At 65.1% G+C, this 22557-nt stretch carries 21 protein-coding genes and 1 pseudogene; 15 read left to right on the top strand and 7 right to left on the bottom strand.

Annotation, left to right across the window (positions count from 1 at the left end; all coding sequences use genetic code 11):
• Window positions 1–73: 73 nt before the first annotated feature.
• Window positions 74–1021 carry an adenosine deaminase gene (locus GEV38_RS03395; RefSeq protein WP_013970740.1) on the top strand — a complete coding sequence of 316 codons (948 nt, stop codon included), beginning with the start codon at window positions 74–76 and terminating at the stop codon, window positions 1019–1021.
• 31 nt (window positions 1022–1052) lie between these two features.
• On the opposite strand, the gene GEV38_RS03390 is transcribed toward GEV38_RS03395, so the two are convergent.
• Window positions 1053–1766 carry a helix-turn-helix transcriptional regulator gene (locus GEV38_RS03390; RefSeq protein WP_013970739.1) on the bottom strand — a complete coding sequence of 238 codons (714 nt, stop codon included), beginning with the start codon at window positions 1764–1766 and terminating at the stop codon, window positions 1053–1055.
• A gap of 487 nt (window positions 1767–2253) precedes the next feature.
• Between GEV38_RS03390 and GEV38_RS27535 the strand changes: the two genes are divergently transcribed.
• Window positions 2254–2451 (top strand): hypothetical protein, encoded by a 198-nt coding sequence (locus GEV38_RS27535; protein ID WP_015268837.1) that lies wholly within the window; start codon window positions 2254–2256, stop codon window positions 2449–2451.
• Here the strand turns inward: GEV38_RS27535 and GEV38_RS03385 are convergent.
• Together GEV38_RS03385 and GEV38_RS03380 are read right to left on the bottom strand one after the other, a co-directional pair.
• Complete coding sequence (locus tag GEV38_RS03385) at window positions 2402–3583, bottom strand: multidrug effflux MFS transporter (RefSeq protein WP_015268836.1); 1182 nt, start codon at window positions 3581–3583, stop codon at window positions 2402–2404. The two genes, GEV38_RS27535 and GEV38_RS03385, sit on opposite strands and share 50 nt — an antisense overlap.
• Before the next feature lie 193 nt (window positions 3584–3776).
• Window positions 3777–3974 carry a heavy-metal-associated domain-containing protein gene (locus GEV38_RS03380; RefSeq protein WP_003257072.1) on the bottom strand — a complete coding sequence of 66 codons (198 nt, stop codon included), beginning with the start codon at window positions 3972–3974 and terminating at the stop codon, window positions 3777–3779.
• A gap of 145 nt (window positions 3975–4119) precedes the next feature.
• On the opposite strand from GEV38_RS03380, the gene GEV38_RS03375 reads away from it, so the two are divergent.
• The 5 genes and pseudogenes from GEV38_RS03375 (at window position 4120) to GEV38_RS27970 (ending at window position 9475) form a co-directional block, all read left to right on the top strand.
• Window positions 4120–4506 carry a hypothetical protein gene (locus tag GEV38_RS03375; protein WP_015268834.1) on the top strand — a complete coding sequence of 129 codons (387 nt, stop codon included), beginning with the start codon at window positions 4120–4122 and terminating at the stop codon, window positions 4504–4506.
• Between the two features lie 52 nt (window positions 4507–4558).
• A complete protein-coding gene (locus GEV38_RS03370; RefSeq protein ID WP_054572851.1) occupies window positions 4559–6958 on the top strand; it encodes a heavy metal translocating P-type ATPase in 2400 nt (799 codons plus the stop codon).
• Window positions 6955–7365: a Cu(I)-responsive transcriptional regulator gene (gene cueR / locus GEV38_RS03365; protein ID WP_015268832.1), complete on the top strand. Its 411-nt coding sequence runs from the start codon at window positions 6955–6957 to the stop codon at window positions 7363–7365. Before GEV38_RS03370 ends, cueR begins: the two co-directional genes overlap by 4 nt.
• A 166-nt stretch (window positions 7366–7531) precedes the next feature.
• Window positions 7532–8617 (top strand): annotated as a pseudogene (locus GEV38_RS27975) (cache domain-containing protein); the annotation flags it as partial.
• 90 nt (window positions 8618–8707) lie between these two features.
• The gene (locus GEV38_RS27970; protein ID WP_371033815.1) at window positions 8708–9475 is read left to right on the top strand and encodes a methyl-accepting chemotaxis protein; all 768 of its coding nucleotides are present in this window, start codon (window positions 8708–8710) and stop codon (window positions 9473–9475) included.
• A 134-nt stretch (window positions 9476–9609) separates the two neighbouring features.
• Here GEV38_RS27970 and GEV38_RS03355 read toward each other — a convergent pair whose 3' ends face one another.
• The gene (locus GEV38_RS03355) at window positions 9610–10389 is read right to left on the bottom strand and encodes a helix-turn-helix transcriptional regulator (protein ID WP_054572849.1); all 780 of its coding nucleotides are present in this window, start codon (window positions 10387–10389) and stop codon (window positions 9610–9612) included.
• A gap of 39 nt (window positions 10390–10428) precedes the next feature.
• Window positions 10429–11706: an acetyl-CoA C-acetyltransferase gene (locus tag GEV38_RS03350; protein ID WP_015268829.1), complete on the bottom strand. Its 1278-nt coding sequence runs from the start codon at window positions 11704–11706 to the stop codon at window positions 10429–10431.
• A gap of 118 nt (window positions 11707–11824) precedes the next feature.
• On the opposite strand from GEV38_RS03350, the gene GEV38_RS03345 reads away from it, so the two are divergent.
• The 8 genes from GEV38_RS03345 (at window position 11825) to GEV38_RS03310 (ending at window position 18154) form a co-directional block, all read left to right on the top strand.
• Complete coding sequence (locus GEV38_RS03345) at window positions 11825–13177, top strand: 3-oxoacyl-ACP reductase (protein WP_015268828.1); 1353 nt, start codon at window positions 11825–11827, stop codon at window positions 13175–13177.
• A gap of 2 nt (window positions 13178–13179) precedes the next feature.
• The gene (locus tag GEV38_RS03340; protein ID WP_054572855.1) at window positions 13180–14031 is read left to right on the top strand and encodes a MaoC/PaaZ C-terminal domain-containing protein; all 852 of its coding nucleotides are present in this window, start codon (window positions 13180–13182) and stop codon (window positions 14029–14031) included.
• Between the two features lie 177 nt (window positions 14032–14208).
• Complete coding sequence (locus tag GEV38_RS03335) at window positions 14209–14514, top strand: MazG-like family protein (protein WP_015268826.1); 306 nt, start codon at window positions 14209–14211, stop codon at window positions 14512–14514.
• Window positions 14511–15260, top strand: a complete 750-nt coding sequence (locus GEV38_RS03330; protein ID WP_015268825.1) for a methyltransferase domain-containing protein — start codon at window positions 14511–14513, stop codon at window positions 15258–15260. Before GEV38_RS03335 ends, GEV38_RS03330 begins: the two co-directional genes overlap by 4 nt.
• A gap of 21 nt (window positions 15261–15281) precedes the next feature.
• Entirely contained in the window at window positions 15282–15917 is a 636-nt protein-coding gene (locus GEV38_RS03325; RefSeq protein ID WP_003257064.1) for a DUF4136 domain-containing protein, read from the top strand.
• Between the two features lie 19 nt (window positions 15918–15936).
• On the top strand, window positions 15937–16506 hold the full coding sequence (locus GEV38_RS03320) for a DUF4136 domain-containing protein (RefSeq protein ID WP_039614657.1): 570 nt from the start codon (window positions 15937–15939) through the stop codon (window positions 16504–16506).
• Window positions 16507–16785: 279 nt separating this feature from the next.
• The gene (locus tag GEV38_RS03315; RefSeq protein ID WP_013970724.1) at window positions 16786–17256 is read left to right on the top strand and encodes a prepilin peptidase; all 471 of its coding nucleotides are present in this window, start codon (window positions 16786–16788) and stop codon (window positions 17254–17256) included.
• A gap of 124 nt (window positions 17257–17380) precedes the next feature.
• The gene (locus GEV38_RS03310; protein WP_054572854.1) at window positions 17381–18154 is read left to right on the top strand and encodes a response regulator transcription factor; all 774 of its coding nucleotides are present in this window, start codon (window positions 17381–17383) and stop codon (window positions 18152–18154) included.
• Between the two features lie 135 nt (window positions 18155–18289).
• Here the strand turns inward: GEV38_RS03310 and GEV38_RS03305 are convergent, their stop codons facing one another.
• On the bottom strand, window positions 18290–19954 hold the full coding sequence (locus tag GEV38_RS03305; RefSeq protein WP_015268822.1) for a ShlB/FhaC/HecB family hemolysin secretion/activation protein: 1665 nt from the start codon (window positions 19952–19954) through the stop codon (window positions 18290–18292).
• A 224-nt stretch (window positions 19955–20178) separates the two neighbouring features.
• Window positions 20179–22533, bottom strand: a complete 2355-nt coding sequence (pbpC, locus tag GEV38_RS03300; protein WP_054572848.1) for a peptidoglycan glycosyltransferase PbpC — start codon at window positions 22531–22533, stop codon at window positions 20179–20181.
• Window positions 22534–22557 lie beyond the last annotated feature (24 nt).

Genomic DNA, 22557 nt, shown 5'->3' with positions numbered 1-22557 from the left:
AGCCTGGCCGGGCGCAATGCCCGGCAAGGCTCTGTAGAATGGCGGCAACCGTACCTGATTGAGATGACCCACCATGTATGACTGGTTGAACGCCCTGCCCAAGGCCGAACTGCACCTGCACCTGGAAGGCTCGCTGGAGCCCGAGCTGCTGTTCGCCCTGGCCGAGCGCAACAAGATCGCCCTGCCCTGGGCCGATGTGGAGACCTTGCGCGGTGCCTATGCCTTCAACAACCTGCAGGAGTTCCTCGACCTGTATTACCAAGGCGCCGACGTGCTGCGCACCGAGCAGGACTTCTACGACCTGACCTGGGCCTACCTGCAACGCTGCAAGGCGCAGAACGTGATCCACACCGAACCGTTCTTCGACCCACAGACCCACACCGACCGCGGCATCCCCTTCGAGGTGGTGCTCAACGGCATCAACCAGGCGTTGAAGGACGGTCGCGAGCAACTGGGCATCAGCAGTGGCCTGATCCTCAGCTTCCTGCGCCACCTCAGCGAAGATGAAGCACAGAAAACCCTCGACCAGGCCCTGCCATTCCGCGATGCGTTCATCGCCGTTGGCCTGGACAGCTCGGAAATGGGGCACCCACCGAGCAAGTTCCAGCGAGTGTTCGACCGCGCCCGCAGCGAAGGCCTGGTCGCCGTTGCCCATGCCGGCGAGGAAGGCCCGCCCGAGTACATCTGGGAAGCCCTGGACCTGCTGAAGGTCAAGCGTATCGACCACGGTGTGCGCGCCATCGAGGACGAGCGCCTGATGCAGCGCATCATCGACGAGCAGATCCCGCTCACGGTGTGCCCGCTGTCGAACACCAAGCTGTGCGTGTTCGACCACATGAGCCAACACAACATCCTCGAGATGCTCGAGCGCGGCGTGAAGGTCACGGTCAACTCTGACGACCCGGCCTACTTCGGCGGCTATGTCACCGAAAACTTCCACGCCCTGTACACCCATTTGGGCATGACCGAAGACCAGGCCCGTCGACTGGCCCAGAACAGCCTGGATGCCCGGCTGGCCTGAATGACCTGACGGCGACATATCTGTGGCGCCGTCAACCTACCTGCAACGTCGGCACGCGGGCAATGCGATTGATCTGCTGGATACCCAACGCAGAAATATGCAATGCCCGCGAGTCCTCGGCCTCGCGCATCCAGCCAGATTGCAGGAACAGCCGGAACAAGGCCTGCCCCAGCACGCCGCCCAGGTGCGGCCCCTGGTCGTTCCACTCGGTGCAGCGGCAGATCACGCAGCCACGTTGCTGGTGCGGCGCCAAGGCATCGATGTAGACCCCGACCAAAGCCAGCTGCGTCCGCCCCTCTTCGCTTACCATCAACTGCCGACCACTACCCTCCAGCCAGCCGGCCACCACCAGACGGTGATACAGCTCACCGGCCAGTTCCCCACCCAGGTGATCGCCACAGCGACGCGCCCTGCGTATCGACATGGGCAGCGGTGATACCGGTGCCTTGGCCCGCTCCCCCCTGGCACTCTCCAACTGGACACTGGCCAGGGCCTCCACCGCTGCCCCGACTTGCGGGGTGGCCAGCCGGAAGTAGCGCTTGCGCCCCCGCGCTTCGTGCCGGAGCAAACCGGCCGACGACAACAACGAAAGATGAGCGCAGGCCGATGACGAGGTCAGGCCTGTCATTACCGCGAGCTCGTTGGCCAGCCGCGGCGTACCATCGATCAATGCCCACAACATGGCACTGCGCTTGGGGTCGGCCATCAGGCTGGCAATCTGGCTGATACTGCTGGCTGCGTTCATGTCCCTGTAACTCCCTGCAAGTTCACTGTGTGGATGCGATGGCCACCCTTGGCAGGGAAGCGCCTCTCGCTGGCACTGGCCTGGTTCGCCAGTATAAGCCGCAAAAAACGCCATTCAGGCAGCGCCGCGCAGTGGTGCCACAGGCAAAATACCACTGGGTATGCCTACCCATGGCAAGCAGTGAAGCAGTGCGTGAAAGCTGCCCGGACCGCGTGGGCAAGCAGCCCGGCACACATGGCAGGAGCCCGGGAACGACAGGCGGAAAAAACACCGGATGCAACTTCGGACGCGGCCGACAACCAATTTCCACAAGTAGCGCAAGCCAAAGCGAAGGTTCCACGTGCTTGCGGGCATTGCACCCCAAGCAGGAAAAAACATGTAGAAAACATTCTTGCCGACCGTCAGTCAGGACACTGATGCAGGTCATGGCGGGCAGAAGGTGCAGCGCTACACTTCATCCGCTCTCCCCCTTTGGAGGTATGCCGCGATGAAAATTGTCGTCAGTGCGTCGAGCCGAAACCCCGCTTGCCCCTGGCAGGTCCAGCTCGATCAACACGTGGTCAGTTTCCGCAGCGAGGCCGAGGCGCGTGCCTTCGTCGCCACGCTGGAAACCCGCCTGCATGCACCTCACCCGCTTATGCGGGAGCCTTGGCCGGCAAGCGTCGGGTCAGCAGCGCGACACTGACCACCAGCGCCCCGCACAGGCTGATCACCAGCGCCATCGGTACCGCACTGCCATCATGCAGCAGCCCGACCAGCGCTGCTGCGCCGGCGGCAACGCTGAACTGCAGGCAGCCCATCAGCGCCGAGGCACTGCCGGCCCGCGCCCCCTGCCCGCTCATGGCACAGGCAGAGGCGTTGGGGATGATGCAGCCAAGGCTGGAGATGCAGACGAACAGCGGTACCAGCAGTGGCCACAGCTGTGTTGGCCGCATTGCCGCCACGGCCAGCAACACCAAGCCCGCAGCCAGGTACAGCCACACCGCACGCGCCAACAGAAACGCCGGCCCGCGCTTGGCCAGCAAGCGTGCATTCACCTGCGCCACCAGGATGAAGCCGGCGGCATTGGTGCCGAACAACCAGCCGTAATGCTCGGCCGGCACGCCGTAGAGCTTGATGAACACGAAAGGTGAACCGGCGATGTAGGCAAACATGCCGGCGATGGCGATACCACCGGTCAGGGCATGGCCGACGAACACCCGGTCAGCGAACAGACGCAAGTATTGGCGCATGGCGCCAGACAGCGGTTGCCGCGGTATGTGCTCGGGCAGGCTTTCCGGCAGGCCCAGGCTGACCGCCAGCAGGCAGCCGGCACTGAACAGGCTCAGGGCGAGGAAGATCGATTGCCAGCCGGCCACGTTCACCAGCACCCCGCCCAGCATCGGTGCCAGGATTGGCGCCAGGCCCATGACTAGCATCAGCTGCGAGAACACTTTGGCCGAGGCCACCGGGTCGCACTTGTCACTGACGATGGCCCGCGAAAGCACCATCCCGGCGCAACCGCCCAACGCCTGGACAAACCGCGCCAGCACCAGGGTATCGAGGTTGGGGGCATAGGCACAGGCCAGTGACGCCAGGGTGAACAGGGTCACCCCGAACATCAGCGGCTTGCGTCGGCCAAAGCGGTCAGCCACCGGCCCGTAGGCCAGTTGCCCGATGGACAGGCCAAGGAAGTAGGCGGCCAAAGTGGCCTGGACGTGTTTTTCATCGGTGGCGAACGCCTGCGCCATGGCCGGGAAAGCAGGCAGGTAGAAGTCGATCGCCAAGGGCCCGAACGCACTGAGTGCGCCCAGGATGAGCACCATTCGCAGGTTCATCAGGAATCCATAGCAGGCTAAGCAAGTGCTCGATTCTACCTGCTGCGGGCCCTATCGACATGAAAACATTTGCAACAATACCGAGCCTGGAGCGCCCCCTGTGGGAGCGGGCGTGCCCGCGAATCAGGCGGCGCGGTGGATGGCACCGGCTACGCCGGTGTTCGCGGGCACGCCCGCTCCCACAGGTCAGTATTCAGGCCGCCTCGACCTGATAACCTTCATCGCGAATGGCCGTGAGGATCCGCTCCTGAGCCAACTCGCTCTGCACCCGTACCTGCCTGGCCGCCAGATCGACCTCCACCTTGGCCGCGGCATCCTGTTCCTGCACCGCCCGGGTCACGGCTTTCACGCAATGGCCACAGGTCATGCCTTGTACATTGAACACTTGCATGGGGGTTACCTCCTTCGGGTTTTCCACAAGTCTCAAGCTTGCCATCGGGGCAAGGTCAAGACTTGCCGACACCAGCCGGGGTGGAAATCCGCGCGCGCGTCGGCCAAGCTGCGCCTTTGATGATCAGGCAAGCAGGAGATTCTTCATGTTCAGGGCAGCATTGGGCGTCGTCGGGCTATTGAGCACGCTGGCTGCAGTGCCACCGGCCAGCGCCGAGGGCAACTCGGACTACAGCGTGCTGATCATTTCCCGGGAGCGTCTGGAAGTGGCCACCAGTTGCGAAATCGGCATCTACCTCAACGACCAGCTCTCCGGGCGCGTGTTCCAGGAGCAGTCCACCTCGTTCAACCTGCCGCCCGGCCCGGTGGACGTGCGCCTGCGCCTGCTGCCCGGGCAAATGCCCGGCTGCGCCCCGGGTGTCGAGGACCAACGCAGCACACGACTGGACCTGCAGGCGGGCCAGATCAACAAATACCGCATCGCCATGGGGCAATATGGGCTGGAGTTGAAGCGAGCCGGCCTGGGCTATTGACCTTACCTGCGTGGCAAGGTTGATGCTGGAGGCCTGTCCAAGGAGGAGAGCCATGCCCGCATCCACCACATACGACCTGCCGATCTCCGGCATGACCTGCGCCAGTTGTGCCGGCCGGGTCGAACGCGCCCTGCGCAAGGTCACCGGCACTGAACAGGTCAGCGTCAACCTCGCCACCGAACAGGCCCGGGTCCAGGCCCCGGCCAACAGTCTGCCCGCGCTGGTCGAGGCCATACGCGAAGCCGGCTATGGCGTGCCCACCCGCACCGTCGAACTGCAGATTGGCGGCATGACCTGCGCCAGTTGCGTCGGCCGCGTAGAGCGCGCTCTCGGCAAGCTGCCGGGTGTTGAACGGGTCAGCGTCAACCTGGCCAGCGAACGCGCTCACCTCGAAGTGCTCGCGGCCCTCGACGACAACCTGCTGATCGACGCCGTGCAAAAGGCCGGCTACAGCGCCAGCCTGCCGCAAACCGCCAAGGACGACCAGCACGCTGCCCAGCACCGCCTGCGTAACGAACGCCTGGCGGTCGGCGCAGCGTTGCTGCTCGCCCTGCCGCTGGTGGTACCAATGGTGGTGCAGCCGTTTGGCGTGCACTGGATGTTGCCAGCGTGGGTGCAGTTCCTGCTGGCCACACCGGTGCAGTTCATTCTCGGCGCGCGGTTCTACGTGGCCGCCTGGAAAGCCGTGCGCGCCGGGACTGGCAACATGGACCTGCTGGTAGCCCTGGGCACCAGCGCCGGCTACGGCCTGAGCCTGTACCAGTGGGCGCAAGCCCCCGCCGGCATGGCCCCTCACCTGTACTTCGAAGCTTCGGCCGTGGTGATTGCCCTGGTGCTGCTGGGCAAGTACCTGGAAAGCCGTGCCAAGCGCCAGACTGCCAGCGCCATCCGTGCCCTCGAAGCCCTTCGCCCGGAACGGGCCGTGCGCCTGGTCGATGGCCAGGAAGAGGACGTGGCCATTGCACAACTGCGCCTCGGCGACCTGGTACTGGTCAAACCCGGCGAGCGCTTCCCGGTCGATGGCGTGGTGGAAGACGGCAGCAGCCATGCCGATGAAGCCTTGATCAGCGGCGAGAGCCTGCCGGTGCCCAAGCAGCCAGGGGACAGGGTCACCGGTGGCGCCATCAACGGCGAAGGCCGGCTGCTGGTACGCACCCAGGCACTGGGTACCGAAACCGTGCTGGCACGCATCATCCGCCTGGTGGAAGACGCCCAGGCGGCCAAGGCACCGATCCAGAAGCTGGTCGACCGGGTCAGCCAGGTATTCGTCCCGGCCGTGCTGGTATTGGCGCTGATCACCCTGGTCGGTTGGTGGCTGGCTGGCGCGCCACTGGAAACCGCGCTGATCAATGCCGTCGCGGTACTGGTCATCGCCTGCCCCTGCGCCCTCGGCCTGGCCACACCCGCCGCGATCATGGCCGGCACCGGGGTCGCCGCCCGCCATGGCATCCTGATCAAGGACGCCGAAGCCCTGGAGCGCGCCCATGCGGTCAACCGTGTGGTGTTCGACAAGACCGGCACCCTCACCTCCGGCAGCCCGCGCGTTGTCCACAGCCAGGCGCAGGTGGGCAGCAGCGCCGACCTGCACCGCCTGGCCGGTGCCCTGCAGCGCGGCAGCGAACACCCGCTGGCCAAGGCGGTACTGGATGCCTGTGCCGAACAGGGCCTGGACGTGCCTGGCGTTGCTGACAGCCAGTCGCTGACCGGGCGTGGTATTGCCGGGCGTGTGGAAGGCCGCGAGTTGGCCCTGGGCAACCGCCGCCTGCTCGATGAAAGCGCCCTGCCACCCGGCGACCTGGCCGCCAAGGCCCAGGCCTGGGAAGCCGAGGGGCGCACCCTGTCATGGCTTATCGAACGCGGCGCGCAGCCGCGTGTGCTGGGCCTGTTCGCCTTTGGTGACAGCCTCAAGCCCGGCGCCGCGCAGGCGATCGATACCCTGCACGCGCAACACATCAGCAGCCACCTGCTGACCGGCGACAACCGCGGCAGCGCCAAAGTGGTGGCCGATGCCCTGGGCATCGACGACGTGCATGCCGAAGTGCTGCCGGCCGACAAGGCCGCGACCGTGACTGCACTCAAGCAGGATGGCGTGGTCGCCATGGTCGGGGATGGCATCAATGATGCGCCGGCGCTGGCCGCCGCCGATATCGGCATTGCCATGGGCGGCGGTACCGATGTGGCCATGCAGGCCGCCGGCATCACCCTGATGCGCGGCGACCCACGCCTGGTACCGGCCGCCCTGGAGATCAGCCGCAAGACCTATGCGAAGATCCGCCAGAACCTGTTCTGGGCGTTCATCTATAACCTGATCGGCATCCCGCTGGCCGCGCTGGGTTACCTCAACCCGGTACTGGCCGGCGCCGCCATGGCCCTGTCCAGCGTCAGCGTGGTGAGCAACGCGCTGTGGCTCAAGGCGTGGAAACCCACCAGCAACACCCAGGAGGCCCCATGAACATAGGCCAGGCCGCCCGCCGCAGCGGGCTCAGCACCAAGATGATCCGTTACTACGAGTCCATCGGCCTGCTCAAACCCGCCACGCGCAGTGACAGCGGCTACCGCCTTTACCAGGCGGAAGACTTGCACAGCCTGGCCTTCATCAAGCGCTCCCGCGACCTGGGCTTTTCCCTTGAGGAGGTCGGCAAGCTGTTGACCTTGTGGCAGGACCGCCAGCGTGCCAGCGCCGATGTGAAAGCGCTGGCCATGCAACACATCGATGAGCTGAACCGGCGCATTGAAGAGCTGGTGAACCTGCGCGACACCCTTGGCGAACTGGTATCGCATTGCCAGGGAGACGAGCGCCCGGACTGCCCGATCCTCAAGGATCTGGCCAATGGCTCTGCTAATGGCTGCTGTCACTGAGCCACCCGCAACGTTTGGTATGCCATATACGTCCAAACACGACCGAATAGTCACCAACTGCGACTTTATCCAATAAATACGGGCGTTTTCCTACATTAAACCCGGATGCTGCCGATGCAATTGTTACCTGCCTCGTGTGTCGAAAATAACAAATCCGGGAGCGTCGATGAGCATCAAACAGAAACTGACCTGGGCATTCGCGGTCATCGCCGGCTTGCCCATAATCCTTGTGGCCACCCTGGTGGTCCTCAACCTGCGTGGCGAAGCCCGCGACGGATTCCTCGATGGCAGCAGCCGGGAAATCCGCCAGGTCAGCAACGCGATGAACATCTTCTTCCAGGGCATCAACCAGAATGTCGAGTACCTGGCTGCGCAGCCGATGGTCGCCGCCACGGGTAGCGAACTGAACAAGTACATGAGCGCAACCCCGTCCAACGAATTGGGCGACCAGGCCAACAAGCTGCTGGAGTTCATGACCCGCCTGGCCACCACACATCCCAGCTATGCGTACCTGTCCTACGGGGTGAATGACGGTGGCTATGTCGGCTGGCCGGCCGGGCAGAAGTTCGTCAATTACGACCCGCGCACCCGCCCCTGGTACCAATTGGCAATGGCCAACCCTGGCAAGACCTTGCGTACCGGCGCCTACTACTGGGCTGCCGACGACGCCGTGCTGGTCAGCACCGTGCGCACCGTCGCCAACCAACTGGGCAACCCTGGTGGCGTGGTCAACGTCGACGTCTCGCTCAAAGGCCTTACCGAGATCGTCCAGCAGATCAAGCTGGGCGAAAGCGGCTACGTGCTACTGGTGGAAAACAACGGCAACGTATTGGTCGACCCTCGTGACGCCAAGCATAACTTCAAGCAACTGGCGAGCTTTGGCGACGGGTACGCCGAGCTGGCCAAGCACGGCAAGGGGCTGGCCGAAGTGGAACTGAATGGCGTGCGCTACATGGCCAACATCTACCCGGACGAACAGCTGGGCTGGACCCTGATCGGCCTGATCGAACAAAGCGAAGTGATGCAGACCACCACCCGCCTGACTTGGCTGATCGGCGTGGTGGCCCTGGTACTGGCCGCGCTGTTCGCCGTGGTCGGTGCCACCTTCGCCAAGCTGATCGTACGCCCGATCAACAGCGTCACCAGCGGCCTGGAAGATATCGCCCAGGGCGAGGGCGACCTGACCCGCAACCTGGAGATCCGTGGCCGCGACGAAACAGCGCAACTGGCCAGCTGGTTCAACCAGTTCCTCGGTGCCATTCGCAGCCTGATCCAGCACATCGGGGCTGCCGCCAGCAAGATACTCAGCACCTCCAGCAGCTCGACCCGCGTTTCCAGCGACATGGCCGAAGCCGCAGGCCGCCAGCGCGAAGCGGTGGACATGGTCTCTACCGCCTTCCACGAAATGGTCGCCACCGCCAACGAAGTGGCACGTTCCTGCAGCCAGGCGGCACAGTCGGCCGACAGCGGCCAGCAGCAGGCCCGCGAAGGCCAGCAGCAAATCGATGCCGCGGTACATAGCGTTGACCGCCTGAGCCAGGAGATAGAACAGTCGGCGCAGTCGATCCAGCAGCTGGAGCGTGACAGCAACGCCATCCAGTCGATCCTCGGCACCATCCGCTCGATTGCCGAGCAAACCAACCTGCTGGCACTCAACGCCGCCATCGAAGCGGCCCGTGCCGGCGAGCAGGGCCGTGGCTTTGCCGTGGTTGCCGACGAGGTGCGGGCGCTGGCCAAGCGCACTGCCGACTCCACCGCAGAGATCGACGGCCTGCTGGGCAACCTGGCCAGCCGCACTGCCGAAGTGGCCGCACAGATGCACGCCAGCCTGGAGGTTTCGCAGCAGTCGGTGAGCCGCATCGGCCTGGCCCGTGACAGCTTCGGGCAGATCCGCGAGTCGGTGGATGTGATCCGCGACATGAACACCCAGATTGCCACGGCGGCCGAAGAGCAGCACCAGGTGGCCGAAGACATCAACCGGCACATCAGCCAGATTCATGGCGATGCGCAGCTGGTGGCCGAACTGGCCCAAGCGGCGCGGATGGATTCGGAGAGCCTGGCCGGGTTGTCCAATGAGCTGGATGCACTGGTGCGCAGGTTCCGTACCTGATGTTTTGCCTGCCCCGGCCTTATCGCCGGCAAGCCGGCTCCCACAGGTACTGCACAGGCCCTGAGTGCAGTGGGATCCTGTGGGAGCTGGCTTGCCGGCGATAAGGCCGGTGCAGGCAAACAATGCCTGATTGCCTAAAGCTTCAATTCCCCCGGCGTCGCGCCGAACAATTGCTTGAACGCCGCAATGTAAGCCGAGGTGGAGTCATACCCACACCCCAACGCCGCCTCGGTCACACTCTCCCCGGCCTCCAGCAGCGCCAGCGACGACAACAGCCGCATACGCTGCCGCCAGTTGCGAAAACTCAAGCCCGTCTCTCGCTGGAACAGCCGCATCAGCGTCTTCTCCGAGCACCCCAGCTCTCGCGCCCACTGCTGCAAGGTCTGCGACTGGTCCGGTGCAGCGATCAGCCCATTGCACAGCGCCAGCAACCCCGGGTGCCGTGGCAGTGGCAGCGAAAAACCGACCTCGGGCAGCATGCGCAACTGGTCGAGCAGCACCACCACCAGCCGCGCCTCGGCGCTGTCACCCTCCGGGTAGTCTGCCGGGAACAGGCAGAACTGCTTGATCAGTTCGCGCGCCAGCGGGGTCACTTCCAGTACCCGGCATTGCTCCGGTGCCCACGGGCAGGCATCCCGGCGCACGTAAAGGCTGCGCATTTCGGCCTGCATCGAGGTGACCACCTCGTGTTCGAAATCGGCTGGGATCCATACGCCCCACTGGGGTGGGGCGAAGTAGCTGCCTTCCTGTGTATACACCCCGAGGACGCCGCTGATGGCATAGGAAAACTGCACCCAGTCGTGCTGGTGGCGGGTGGTCCAGGAGCCGGCGCCGAGGCTTTCGGCACGGGCATAGAGTGGCCTGGGCAGGTAGTCCAGCGCCGGAATGGGGCGGGGGTGTCCGATGATGGGCATGGTGGTTTCTTGTAGTTCTGACCAGACAAGCCTAACAGCTCAGCGCTCGACGATGACGGTCACCCCCTGCCCACCCGCAGCGCAGATCGATATCAACCCCCGCCCCTTCCCCGACCTCGCCAGCAGCTTGGCCAGGTTGGCCAATATCCGCCCCCCGGTCGCGGCAAACGGGTGCCCGGCCGCCAGCGAACTGCCCTTGACGTTGAGCTTGCTGCGGTCAATCGCCCCGAGCGGCGCATCCAGCCCCAGCCGTTCGCGGCAATAATCGGCATCTTCCCAGGCCTTGAGCGTGCACAGCACCTGGGCAGCAAAGGCTTCGTGAATCTCGTAATAGTCAAAGTCCTGCAGCGTCAGGCCATTGCGCGCCAACAGCCGCGGCACCGCATACACCGGCGCCATCAACAGCCCTTCGCGACCAGTAACGAAATCCACCGCAGCGGTTTCACCATCGACCAGATAGGCCAGCACCGACAGCCCCTGCTGCTCGGCCCATTCCTCGCTGCCCAGCAACACCAGCGAAGCACCATCGGTCAGCGGTGTGGAGTTGCCCGCCGTCAGCGTGCCCTGCCCGCTGCGGTCGAAGGCTGGCTTGAGCTTGGCCAATTGTTCCAGCGTCAGGTCGGGGCGCAGGTTGTTATCACGGGTCAACGACAGAAACGGCGTCAGCAAGTCATCCTGCCAACCTTCGGCGTACGCGGCAGCCAGCGCCTGGTGGCTGAGCAGCGCCAGCTCGTCCTGTTCGGCACGGCCAATGCGCCAGGCCTGGGCCATGCGTTCGCAATGCTCGCCCATCGACAACCCGGTGCGCGGCTCGCCGTTGCGCGGCAATTCGGGTTTCAGGTGGTGAGGGCGCAGCTTGAGGAATGGCTTGAGCCGCTCGCCCAGGCTTTTGCCACGGTTGGCCTGCAGCAAGATGTGGCGCAGGCCTTCGTTTACCGCAATCGGCGCATCGGAGGTGGTGTCCACGCCGCCGGCAATCCCGCAGTCGATCTGCCCCAGGGCAATCTTGTTGGCCACCAGCAGCGCTGCCTCCAGCCCGGTGCCGCAGGCTTGCTGGATGTCGTAGGCCGGCGTCTGCGGCGACAGCCGCGAGCCCAGCACGCACTCCCGGGTCAGGTTCATGTCACGCGAGTGCTTGAGCACCGCACCGGCCACCACTTCCCCCATGCGCAACCCATGCAGGCGGTAGCGTTCGATCAGCCCTTCGAGGGCGACGGTTAGCATCGCCTGGTTGCTGGCCGTGGCGTAGGCGCCATTGGAACGGGCGAAGGGAATTCGGTTGCCGCCCAGGATCGCGACCCGGCGAAGTGAACGCATGCGCTTGTTCCTCCTGAAACAATTTGATCCGTACAGCCTAGGTGTTTTTGCCGCATTCGAACGACCTTGCCACAAAGTTGGTCCACACTTTCAAGCTTGCCTTCCGGGAGACCCACTCATGAGCGATCGCTACCTCGGCTTTGCCAACTCCAACCTCGGCCGCCGCCTTGTGGATGCCCTTGGCCTGCCACGTCCAGCGCCGCTGGAGCGTTGGCAGGCAGGCCGCCTGCGCCCGGTCGAAGGTGCCCTGGTACTGGGTGGCGGGCCACTGGCGAGCCAGGTCGAAGCCATTGCCCCGCGCCTGACCGACACGCTTTACAGCTTCAATACCGACAACCTCCAGGCCGAGGCATGGGTGGCTGGCCTGGGGCCGAAGATCAAGGCCGTGGTATTTGATGCCAGTCACCTGTCCGACAGCGACGCGTTGAAGCAGTTGCGCGAGTTTTTCCAGCCTCTGCTGCGCAGCCTGGCATCGTGCGCCCATGTGGTGTTGCTGGGCCGCGCGCCAGAAAACCTCGACGACCCGTTGGCCAGCATTGCCCAACGAGCCCTGGAAGGCTTCAGCCGCTCGCTGGCCAAGGAACTGCGCAACGGTGCGACCACGCAGTTGCTGTATGTCGGCCCCGGCGCGGAGGACCAGCTGGAAGGCGCCCTGCGCTTCTTCCTCTCGCCCAAGAGCGCCTTCATTTCCGGCCAGGTGCTGCGCCTGCATGCCTGCGCCAGCCAGGTCGAGGACTGGACACGGCCGCTGGCTGGCCGCCGCGCCCTGGTAACCGGGGCCGCACGCGGCATCGGTGCCGCCATTGCCGAAACCCTGGCGCGGGACGGTGCCGACGTACTGCTGCTGGACGTGCCGCAAGCCAGTCAGGACCTCGACGCCCTGGCCGCACGCCTGGGTGGCAAGGCGCTGCCCCTGGACATCTGCGCCGGCGACGCGGCAACGCAACTGCTTGCGGCCCTGCCCGACGGCGTCGACATCGTGGTGCACAACGCCGGTATCACACGCGACAAGACCCTGGCCAACATGACCCCGGAATACTGGGACGCGGTGCTGGCGGTAAACCTCAAGGCACCGCAGGTGCTGACACAGGCGCTGTACGACAACGGCGCCCTGGGTGAAAACGCGCGCATCACCCTGCTGGCCTCGGTCAGCGGTATCGCCGGCAACCGCGGGCAGGCCAACTATGCCGCGAGCAAGGCCGGGCTGATCGGCCTGGCCCAGGCGTGGGCGCCCCGGCTCGCCGAGCGCGGCGGCAGCATCAATGCCGTGGCACCCGGTTTCATCGAAACCCACATGACCGCCGCCATGCCCATGGGCCTGCGCGAGGCCGGGCGACGCTTGAGTTCGCTTGGCCAGGGCGGCCGCCCGCAGGATGTCGCCGAAGCCATCGCCTGGCTCAGCCAGCCGGGCTCCGGTGCAGTCAACGGCCAGGTGCTGCGGGTATGCGGCCAAGCCTTGATGGGGGCCTGAACATGAGCCGACACTGGCACGACCTGCACAGCCCGGCTTCGCGCGCCAGCCTGTACCTGCGCGCGGCAAGCAAGCGCACCATCAGCGGCGACCAGCTGCCGGACGACGGCCTGCGCTGTTTCATTCGCGTCCAGTCGGGCAACCTGGCCGCCTATCGTCGGCTGTGCCACTTCACCGACGATGGCCGCCTGCCGGGTACTTATCCACATGTCATGGCGTTCACGCTGCAGCTGCAGTTGATGACCGCGCCAAACTTCCCCTTCCCGCTGCTCGGCCTGGTGCACCTGCACAACCGCATCGAAGTGATGCGCCCGCTGGGCGGTATCGAAGGGCTGCGCTTTGCGGTGCATGCAGGCAATCTGCAAGCGCATGCCAAGGGCGGCACCTTCGACCTGGTCACCGAAGCCGAAGACGGCATCGGCCTGCTCTGGCGCGAGACCAGCCGCATGCTGGTGCGCGGGCTGAAGCTGGAAAGCCAGGCAGGTGAGCCTGCCGAGGACGAACCGCAAGCGCTGCCAGAGGCGACCCGCTGGTACGCCGACAGCGATATCGGCCGGCGTTATGCCAAGGTCTGCGGGGACTACAACCCGATCCACCTCAGCGCGGCCAGTGCCCGGCTCTTCGGCTTCCCCACGGCCATTGCCCATGGCATGTGGAGCAAGGCCATGGCCCTGGCGGCACTGCGCGGGCACCTGCCGCACAGTGGCTATGCCTTCGAGGTGGATTTCCGCAAGCCGGTGCGGTTGCCATCGGAGGTGGTGCTCGGTGCCAGTGAGGCGGGGGCTGCGGGAGAGCTGCAGCTGGATGGGCATGGCGGGGTGCTGCACATGGTCGGGCGCTGGGACCGGCTTTGAATCGTGAGGCTGCTTCGCAGCCTTTTCGCGACACAAGGCCGCTCCCACAGGTACCGCATTCGGCTTGATGCCAGTGCCCTCCTGTGGGAGCGGCCTTGCGTCGCGATGGGCCGCAAAGCGGCCCCCTTGCTTTGCATCGGGCCTGCGCAGAAGCTATGCAGCATTAGGAGACCCCCGATGAATCTGCAAGAACTCACCCAACGCCTGCACCAGATCCGCGACAACAACGACTGGCGCGGCTTTCACAGCCCGAAGAACCTCGCCATGGCCGCCAGTGTCGAAATGGCCGAGCTGGTGGAAATCTTCCAGTGGCTGAGCGAAGACCAATCGCGCCAGCTGCCAGCCGATAAGCTGGCCCATGCCGGCCAGGAAATCGGCGATGTGGTGCTCTACCTGTTGCTGCTGTGCAGCGAACTTGGCCTGGACATGGACCAGGTAGTGCGAGCCAAGCTGGCCCACAGCGAGAGGCGCTTCGCCCGATGAACGACCGTCACTTCGATGAGCTGGCTACCCGCTTTGCCGAAAAGATCTACGGCGGCGCCAAGGGCGCGATCCGCCTGGCCGTGCTGCAGGCCGACCTGGCCGAAGCCCTGCCTGACCGCCCGCTGCGCATCCTCGACATCGGTGCCGGGTTGGGTCACATGGCTTTGTGGCTGGCCCAGCGCGGCCACCAGCTGACCCTGGCCGAACCCGCCGCGCCCATGCTCGACGGCGCACGGGCGCGCTTTGCCGAAGCCGGCCAACCGGCCACCTTCATCCAGGCCCCCTGGCAAGACCTGCTTGGCCAGCTGACCGAACCCTACGATCTGGTGCTATGCCACGCCGTACTCGAATGGCTGGCCGAGCCCGAAAGCATCCTGCCGGTGCTGCACCAGCTCACGGCCCCTTCCGGGTGGCTGTCGCTGGCCTTCTACAACCGCGACGCCCTGGTCTATCGCAACCTGCTCAAGGGCCATTTCCGCAAGTTGCGCAGCAACCGGCTGGAAGGTGAAAAGCAGAGCCTGACCCCGCAAAAACCGCTTGATCCACGGGAACTCAGGGCGCAACTTGATCCTATGTGGCAGGTTGAAAGCGAAAGTGGCGTGCGGGTGTTCCACGACTACATGCCCAAGGAATTCCAAGGCAAGGCCGAGCTGCTCGACCTGCTGGAAATGGAACTGGCCTACCGTCGCCACCCCAGCTTCGCCGGGCTCGGCCGCTACCTGCACTGGGTCTGTCGCCCCCGTTGACCTGCCCGCCGGGAGGAATACATGCCGTACCGTCTGTTGTGCCTGGCCGTGCTGCCGCTTGCCCTGGCTGGCTGCCAGGGCAGCAACCCCTACGTGGCCAGCAGCCGCCCGTTACCACCGGCACCGGCCCAGGCGGCCAGCACCTTCGATGCCAGTGCCTACCCGACACCGGCCCGTGATTACGGGCACTACCGTAGCTGGAGCTGGCTCAACGGCCAGTTGCCCAGTGGCTCGGTCGATACCGACCCGGCGCAACTGGCCGATGCCGTCAGCGGCGCACTGGACCAGCATGGCCTGCGTCCCGCCCGGGGCGGCCCCGGCGACTTGCTGGTCAGCGCCGACATACGCCTGGAAAAGCGCTTGCGCCAGGTACGTGACTACGATGCCTACGACCCTTACTACGGCCCGTATCCCTATGGCGGTGTCGGCTATGGCGGCTACCGCCATGGCTATGGGGGCTATGCCAGCGTGCCCATCGTGCGCACCTACGAAGTGCAGGTGATGGTGGTGCGTATCGACCTGTACGACGCCCGCAGCGGCCAGCCGGTATGGAGTGCCAGTGCCGAAAGCGGCAGCGACAAGGACTCGCCGCGTGAACGCGAAAGCGCCCTGCGCGATTCTGTGCACAAGGCGCTCAACGGCTATCCTCCCAGTTGATATCCAACGGAGAACCATCATGTTGCGCCGTCTCGTTCTACTGTCATTCGCGTTGTTGCTCGCCGCCTGCTCCAGCAATAACGTCCAGCAGGATTTCGATGCCAGCCGTGACTTTGCCGCCTACCGCAGCTGGGCATGGCAGGAACCGGGCCTGCAGTACCGCCCGGATGACCCACGAATCAAGAGCGACCTCACCGAGCAACGCATTCGCCAGGCAGTTGCAAGCCAACTCGACCAGCGTGGCCTGCGCCCGGTACAAGGCGGCGCCCGGCCGGACGTGACAGTGCGCGCGTACCTGATCGTCGAGCAGCGCCAGCAACAGATCACCACCAACTACGGCGGTGGCTGGGGAGGCTACTGGGGCGGCTACTGGGGTGGCCCGATGTACAACGAAACTCGCAGCGTCGACTACAAGGTCGCCACTATCCAGATCGACCTGTTCGATGGGCGTGACGGCAAGCTGGTGTGGCGCGGCAGTGCCGAGCAGATCATGAACAACTACCCGCCAAGCCCCGAGGAACGCAACAGCGCGATCCAGAACACCGTGACCAAGGTGTTGGCCAACTACCCGCCGGGGAGCAAGAAGTAACACCGAGCGCGGTTATGCAGGCACCGCAGCCCCTGTGGGAGCGGGTTTACCCGCGAAGAAAACAACGCGGTGCATGGCACCGGCTTTGCCGGTGTTCGCGGGTGAACCCGCTCCCACAAGGGTCGCCTGCGAGGCCTGTTTCAACAGCGACAAAATCCATCCCGGCCACGCCTTTTTCCCTCTCCCGCTCCACTCCCCGCAGGTTCCCGTCTATCTTCACTTAAGGAAACCTGACTGACCGGGTAGATGTGTTCAACATTTGGGAAGGGCGACCTGCCAATGCAAAGCATTGTTCTCCTGCTGTGGCTTGCCTTGTGCTCCGAACAGGACGTGCGTCAACGCCAGATATCCAACATGCTCACCCTGGGTGTGGCTGCCTGTGCCCTGGCTTGGCTTTTCGCCACTGGCCGCAGCTGGATCGGCGCCGATGCCAGCGATGCCGGATGGGCGCTGGCCATCGTCATGTTGCTGACCCTGCCCGGCTACATGCTCGGCCGTTTCGGTGCCGATGACGTCAAGCTGATGGGCGCCCTGGCCCTGGCCACCAGCCCGCAATACGTGCTTGGCACCTTCATCGGCGCCGGCGTCAGCGTGCTGCTGTGGCTGCTTACCCGCCGGCGCCTGTGGACGTTGCTCAACCCCAAGGTAAAAAAGCGCTTGCAGGCTTTGACCGAGGAAATGGGTGACAAGCAGGCGTTCGTCCCCTATGTGCTCACCGGTTTTCTTTTGACTGCTGTATGGATCCAGTGAGCAATCTCGTGGTCCGATGGCTGTACAGAATATGTAATTTGTACAAATCCACTACCCCCGACTATTTTTAGTTTGCAGAGCGCTTGGCCCGGGAGCAGGACCGCGTAACGACAGGGAGTTGATCGTGTCCAGAGCATTCAGTGATGTGAAGATATTGGTGGTCGATGACCAACCAGTGATAGTCGAACATTTGTGTGAGTTTCTCGAAACCAAGGGTTACCGCTGCCTGCCGGCCCACTCCACTGACGAAGCCCTGGAACGTTACCTGGCAGACGAGACCATTGGCGTGGTCATCTGTGACCTGCACATGCCTGGTCGTGATGGTATTGAACTGGTCCGCGAACTGAAGATACAAGGCGGGCAGCGCGCGTTCGAGGCCATCATGGTGACCGGTCGAGCGGAGAAGCAGGATGTGATCCGAGCGTTGCGCGAGGGCTTTGCCGATTACTACCAGAAACCCATGGACCTCAATGAACTGCTGGAGGGCGTACGCCGCCAGGAACAGGCCGTGCAGGAGCGCCAGCGCAGCTTCCGCGAGCTGGGCGGGTTGAGCCAGCGTCTGCAAGAGCTGGCAGAGTCGATGGACGAGCTTTACCAGGACCTGCAAAAAGCCCGGGGCCAGGGCATGCACCGGCGTGCCAGCGATGTGGACGAGAGTGAAAGCGAACTGCCAGCGGCGTTCGAGAAGCTGTCGCCACGCCAGCTGGAAGTAGCCCGCCTGGTGGGCAAGGGCCAGACCAACTACCAGATCGCCTGTGAGCTGGGCATTACCGAGAATACCGTGAAGCTGTATGTGTCGCAGGTGCTGCGCCTGACCCACATGCACAACCGCACCCAGCTGGCACTGGCACTGACACCCAGTTCGTCGCCGGTGCATCAGCGGTTTACTACCCATTGAGTGACCGGTAGGCACACCGCTTTTTTGTAGGAGCAGCCTTGCGCTGCGAAAGGGCCCTCATGGCATACAAAAGATTGCGCCTGAAATGGCCTCTTTGCAGCACAAGGCTGCTCCTACAGATCCTCGGTTCACCTGTTACAACTGGATAGCCAGTTTTAACGTCACGCGCGGCGCGCGGTCCAGGCTGTCCAATGCCACATCGGCCAAAGGCTTGGCCACCTCCAGCGCCACATTGAACAAGCGCCCATCGCCCAATCGCACCCCAAGCGCCGCCGAAGCCAGGTGGGCATCCTCCACAGGCCCTCGGTTATGCCATGCCTGCGCCGTGTCCACCACCACATAGGGCTGCACCAACGCCAGCCAGCTGCCGTGCATGCTGTAGTTCACCTCGTAAGCCAAACCCCAGCCCTTGTCGCCGTCCGCCTGGTCGCGCGGGTAGCCACGGCCGAAATTTTGCCCGCCAAATCCCGCACGCTCGCTGTCAGGCAGCTGGTCATCGCTCCAGTACAACGCCCCGGACACCACCCCCTGCCAGTTACCTAGCAACGTGTTGCTCTGCAAGCCGGAAAGCCGCAACCGCAGAAAATCCAGATCGTAGTCGGCATCGCTACGCGCCCCCAGATAATCCAGGCCCTGATAGACCCCGGCGCTGACGATGCGCAAACGGCCCTCTTCCACCTTGCGCCAGTCGCCCTCGAATGACAGCGCACGCACGTAGGTGTCGTAGTCCCGTGCCGATGGCAACCCATCTACCCGGTCCTCGAAGTGCTCACTGACCGAATACACCTGCCCCTGCACCACCATCCATTCATCCGGCCTGACGATCACCGGCTGGCGCAGGCCGATCGCATAGCGATCGCTGTCGCGCTTGCGGGTGATGTCACGGCCATCGTCCAGACGAATCCGCGTGCCGGGTTCGCTGCGGTAGCGCGAAGCCGACAGCAGCAGCTGGCTGCCGCCCGCGTCCAGGTACTGGCTGTAGGCCAGGCGCTGGTAATGCACCTGGTCATCCCCCGGCGGCAGCAACAGGCTGGCCTCGATCTGTTCGGCAAAGCGGGTCTGGGCGTGGCTGGTTGCCGTCAGCAGCGCCTGCGCATCGTCGCGGTTGCCATCAGCAACGATAACAGCAGCGCTGAACGGCTTGCGCTGCGCATGCACAGTCAACCGCGCAGCACCATCAGCGGTTTGCGCCACGGCCAGCTGCGGCTCTATCGTTACCCCCGGCAGGCGCTTGGCCAGGCCCAGGTAGCGCTCCAGCGTTTCTCGGGTCAGCGGGCGCTCGGTGGCAAGCCGCTCCAGCAGCTGATGCAGATAGGCGCCGGCCGGGCCGATATCGCCGTCCACGCGGTAATCACGGATATAACCTTCGACCAGCACCACATTGACCCGGCCATCGGCCACTTCCTGCGGCGGCAGGTAGGCGTACGACAACAGGTAGCCTTCCTGCCGATAGCGCTGGGTCAGGCGCGCGGTGTACTGCTGCAGCTCGCCCAACGTGGTCTGGCGCCCGATCAGCGGTTGGTAGTGTTCGCGCAGGTCGCTCAAGGGGAACACCGTGCCGCCTTCGAAGCGCACTTTATGCAGCACCAGCGGGGTATTCGCAGGCGCCCACGCGGGGCTGTCACCCTCCACCCCAGCCAGCTGCAGGTGAGCGCTGACCGGGCGGTAGGCGTCTATTGGAAGGTTGGCGCTGGGCAGGCGACGTTCGTACTCATGGCTGTCGAGAAAACCCGGCAAAGGCTCGGCATGGGCCGCAAGTGCCCAAGGCAGCAACAATAGGGGCACGGCCAGAGGACGCATAGGGCGCTCCATGTTCCCTGGGGCTGCGTTGCAGCCCTTCGCGGGCGCGCCCGCTCCCACCGAGATCGCGCTTTCCTGAACCCAGCACCAAACCTGTGGGAGCGGGCGCGCCCGCGAAGGGCCGCAAGCGGCCCCAAATTGCTTGACTGTCAGGCATCAGGGGCGCCAGCCGGTCACACCCGTTACCTGCAAGCGTAGGTGCTGCCTCGGCCCTCGTCGAACGGCTACTCGCTGATCTGGAACGCCACGCGCGCCGTCTCGCCGCTTTCATCCAGCGCGCTGATTTCGGCCTGGCCTACCTGTTGGAAGCGCACCAGCAGGCTGTCCTGGCCCTGGGTTTCGCCCAATGGCTGGCCGTTGAGGAACCACCAGCGCCGACCGCCGCCGCCCAGTGCCGACACATGCAGTTGCAACGGCTCGCTGCTGGTGGCCGGGCGGCGCAGGTTGTCGCCTGGGCGCACGCCCACGATCGAAAGCGGTGGCGCGCTGGCCGGCACCTGCGGCGGGCAGGCCGGGTCGATGGCCGGCAGGCGCGCCGCACGCCGCTCCACACGTGGCAGCCAAGGCTCCAGCGGGGCGGGCCATAGGGCGATATCGCGGGCCTTGGCGCCCGGGCAACTGCCATCGACGCGCAGCCCCTGGTCGTTGACCCATACGCTTTCGCGCAGGCCCAGGCCGAGTGGCTGGTCGGCGGCCTGCAGGGTTGGCGGCGTAGTGCCGTCCAAAGTCCAGGCGAAACGCTGACGCCGGCAGTTGGGGTCCTTTTTGCTCATCGGCTGGCCCAGTGGCCAACAGATCGCAGCCACGCCGACGTTCGCCGGCACCCGCTCCACCGGCACGCTGATGCCACGCTGGCTGTCACGGTTGCTCAGCAGGTCGTGCACCTGCAGCATCAGCGGCGCTGCCGAAGCCAGCCCGAATTGGCCGGGGACCGGTGTGCCATCGGGGCGGCCAATCCATACGCCGATCAGGTAGCGCGGGCCCACGCCGATCGACCAGGCATCGCGAAAGCCGTAGCTTGTGCCCGTCTTCCACGCCAGTTGCGGGCGTTGCACCAGCTCGGCATGCGGGTCGCGGTCGGGGCGCGCCTGGCCGCTGAGGATGCGCCGGATGATCCACGCCGCCCCTGGCGACAGCAGGCGCCGTTCCAGCAACGGATCCTGTGGTTGCAGGCGCACCCTCGCACTATTGCCACCCCGCGCCAGCGCAGCGTAGCCACCCACCAGGTCCTCCAGGCGGCTGCCCGCACCACCCAGGATCAACGACAGGTTGGGCTCTGCCAGAGGCGGCAATATCAGCGGCATGCCCGCCATGCGCAGTTGCGCGGCAAAGCGTTTCGGACCATAGGCCTCCAACAGCTGCACCGCCGGCAGGTTGAGCGACAGCGCAAGCGCCGAACTGGCCGACACCGGCCCGCTGAAGCCCATGGAGAAGTTGCCGGGGCGGTAGTCGCCATAGCGTCGCGGCACATCCTGCAACAACGACTCGGAATGGATCAGGCCATCATCCAGTGCCATGCCGTAGAGGAACGGCTTTAGAGTGGAGCCCGGCGAGCGCAACGAACGCACCATGTCGACATGCCCGAAGCGGCGCTCGTCGGCCAGGTCGATAGAACCCAGGTAGGCACGCACCGCCATCGTCTGCGCATCGACCACCAGGATGGCGGCGGAGGTGCGCTCCGGCAGCCGTGCCCGCCAGCCCAGCAGCAGGTCTTCGAGGCGCCGCTGCAGTGCGGCGTCGAGCGTGGTACGGATCAGCGGCGGGCTGTCGGCGCTGTTCAGGCGCCGGGCCAGCAACGGCGCGAGAGCCGGCTCCTGACGTGGCGCCAGTACAAGCGGCTCTTCGGCAGCCTCACGGATTTGCTGAGCCGGCCACACCTGGTATTCGGCCAGGCGTTGCAGCACCTTGTCCCGGGCGCGCTGCGCACGCTCGGGGTGACGGTCCGGGCGCAAGCGGCTGGGCGCCTGGGGCAGCACGGCCAGCAGTGCCGCTTCGGCCGGGGTCAGGTGCATGGGCGACTTGCCAAGGTAGGCCCAGCTGGCCGCCGCCACGCCCTGCAGGGTGCCGCCGAAGGGCGCGCGGTCCAGGTAGATCTGCAGGATTTCGCGCTTGGACAAGTGCCATTCCAGCTGCGCCGTGCGCCATAGTTGGCGCAGCTTGCCGGCCAGGGTGCGCTCATGCGGGTCGAGCAGGCGTGCGACCTGCATCGACAGCGTGCTGCCGCCCGACACCACACGCCCGCCACGCAGGTTCAGCCAGGCAGCGCGAGCCAGGGCCAGCGGGTTGACTCCGGGGTGGCTGTAGAACCAGCGGTCTTCGTAGGTGAGCAGCGCCTGCAGATACAGCGGCGAGACTTCGTCGGAGCTGACCGGGTAGCGCCATACGCCATCGGCATCGGCAAAGCGCCACAACGGCGTGCCGTCCTCGGCCAGCACGACGCGGGCCAGGTCGTCTCCGGGCATGGGCAGCGGCCATAGGCGGTCGGCCAGCCACAACAGGCCGAACAGCACCAGCATGCCGATCGCCGTGGCGCGCAACAGCCTGCCCGCACGGGTATGCGGCCGCGTTAAGCTTGGCATCGGGAACCGACCTGGCCAGGTGAT

This window comes from Pseudomonas sp. 13159349 (assembly GCF_013305685.1).
GTDB classification, from domain to species: domain Bacteria; phylum Pseudomonadota; class Gammaproteobacteria; order Pseudomonadales; family Pseudomonadaceae; genus Aquipseudomonas; species Aquipseudomonas asiatica.
The sequence above is the reverse complement of the archived record's forward strand: the minus strand, read 5'-3'. Positions and strand labels throughout refer to the sequence as shown.

Excerpts from the sequence above, each read along its gene's own strand:
- GEV38_RS03380 (WP_003257072.1), bottom strand. The coding sequence starts at position 3,974 with ATGCAAGTGTTCAATGTACAAGGCATGACCTGTGGCCATTGCGTGAAA.
- cueR (WP_015268832.1), top strand. The coding sequence starts at position 6,955 with ATGAACATAGGCCAGGCCGCCCGCCGCAGCGGGCTCAGCACCAAGATG.
- pbpC (WP_054572848.1), bottom strand. The coding sequence starts at position 22,533 with ATGCCAAGCTTAACGCGGCCGCATACCCGTGCGGGCAGGCTGTTGCGC.
- GEV38_RS03370 (WP_054572851.1), top strand. The coding sequence starts at position 4,559 with ATGCCCGCATCCACCACATACGACCTGCCGATCTCCGGCATGACCTGC.
- GEV38_RS03335 (WP_015268826.1), top strand. The coding sequence starts at position 14,209 with ATGAATCTGCAAGAACTCACCCAACGCCTGCACCAGATCCGCGACAAC.
- GEV38_RS03305 (WP_015268822.1), bottom strand. The coding sequence starts at position 19,954 with ATGCGTCCTCTGGCCGTGCCCCTATTGTTGCTGCCTTGGGCACTTGCG.
- GEV38_RS03345 (WP_015268828.1), top strand. The coding sequence starts at position 11,825 with ATGAGCGATCGCTACCTCGGCTTTGCCAACTCCAACCTCGGCCGCCGC.
- GEV38_RS03395 (WP_013970740.1), top strand. The coding sequence starts at position 74 with ATGTATGACTGGTTGAACGCCCTGCCCAAGGCCGAACTGCACCTGCAC.
- GEV38_RS03340 (WP_054572855.1), top strand. The coding sequence starts at position 13,180 with ATGAGCCGACACTGGCACGACCTGCACAGCCCGGCTTCGCGCGCCAGC.
- GEV38_RS03385 (WP_015268836.1), bottom strand. The coding sequence starts at position 3,583 with ATGAACCTGCGAATGGTGCTCATCCTGGGCGCACTCAGTGCGTTCGGG.
- GEV38_RS03350 (WP_015268829.1), bottom strand. The coding sequence starts at position 11,706 with ATGCGTTCACTTCGCCGGGTCGCGATCCTGGGCGGCAACCGAATTCCC.
- GEV38_RS03330 (WP_015268825.1), top strand. The coding sequence starts at position 14,511 with ATGAACGACCGTCACTTCGATGAGCTGGCTACCCGCTTTGCCGAAAAG.
- GEV38_RS27535 (WP_015268837.1), top strand. The coding sequence starts at position 2,254 with ATGAAAATTGTCGTCAGTGCGTCGAGCCGAAACCCCGCTTGCCCCTGG.
- GEV38_RS03315 (WP_013970724.1), top strand. The coding sequence starts at position 16,786 with ATGCAAAGCATTGTTCTCCTGCTGTGGCTTGCCTTGTGCTCCGAACAG.
- GEV38_RS03320 (WP_039614657.1), top strand. The coding sequence starts at position 15,937 with ATGTTGCGCCGTCTCGTTCTACTGTCATTCGCGTTGTTGCTCGCCGCC.
- GEV38_RS03375 (WP_015268834.1), top strand. The coding sequence starts at position 4,120 with ATGTTCAGGGCAGCATTGGGCGTCGTCGGGCTATTGAGCACGCTGGCT.
- GEV38_RS03325 (WP_003257064.1), top strand. The coding sequence starts at position 15,282 with ATGCCGTACCGTCTGTTGTGCCTGGCCGTGCTGCCGCTTGCCCTGGCT.
- GEV38_RS27970 (WP_371033815.1), top strand. The coding sequence starts at position 8,708 with ATGGCCGAAGCCGCAGGCCGCCAGCGCGAAGCGGTGGACATGGTCTCT.
- GEV38_RS03355 (WP_054572849.1), bottom strand. The coding sequence starts at position 10,389 with ATGCCCATCATCGGACACCCCCGCCCCATTCCGGCGCTGGACTACCTG.
- GEV38_RS03390 (WP_013970739.1), bottom strand. The coding sequence starts at position 1,766 with ATGAACGCAGCCAGCAGTATCAGCCAGATTGCCAGCCTGATGGCCGAC.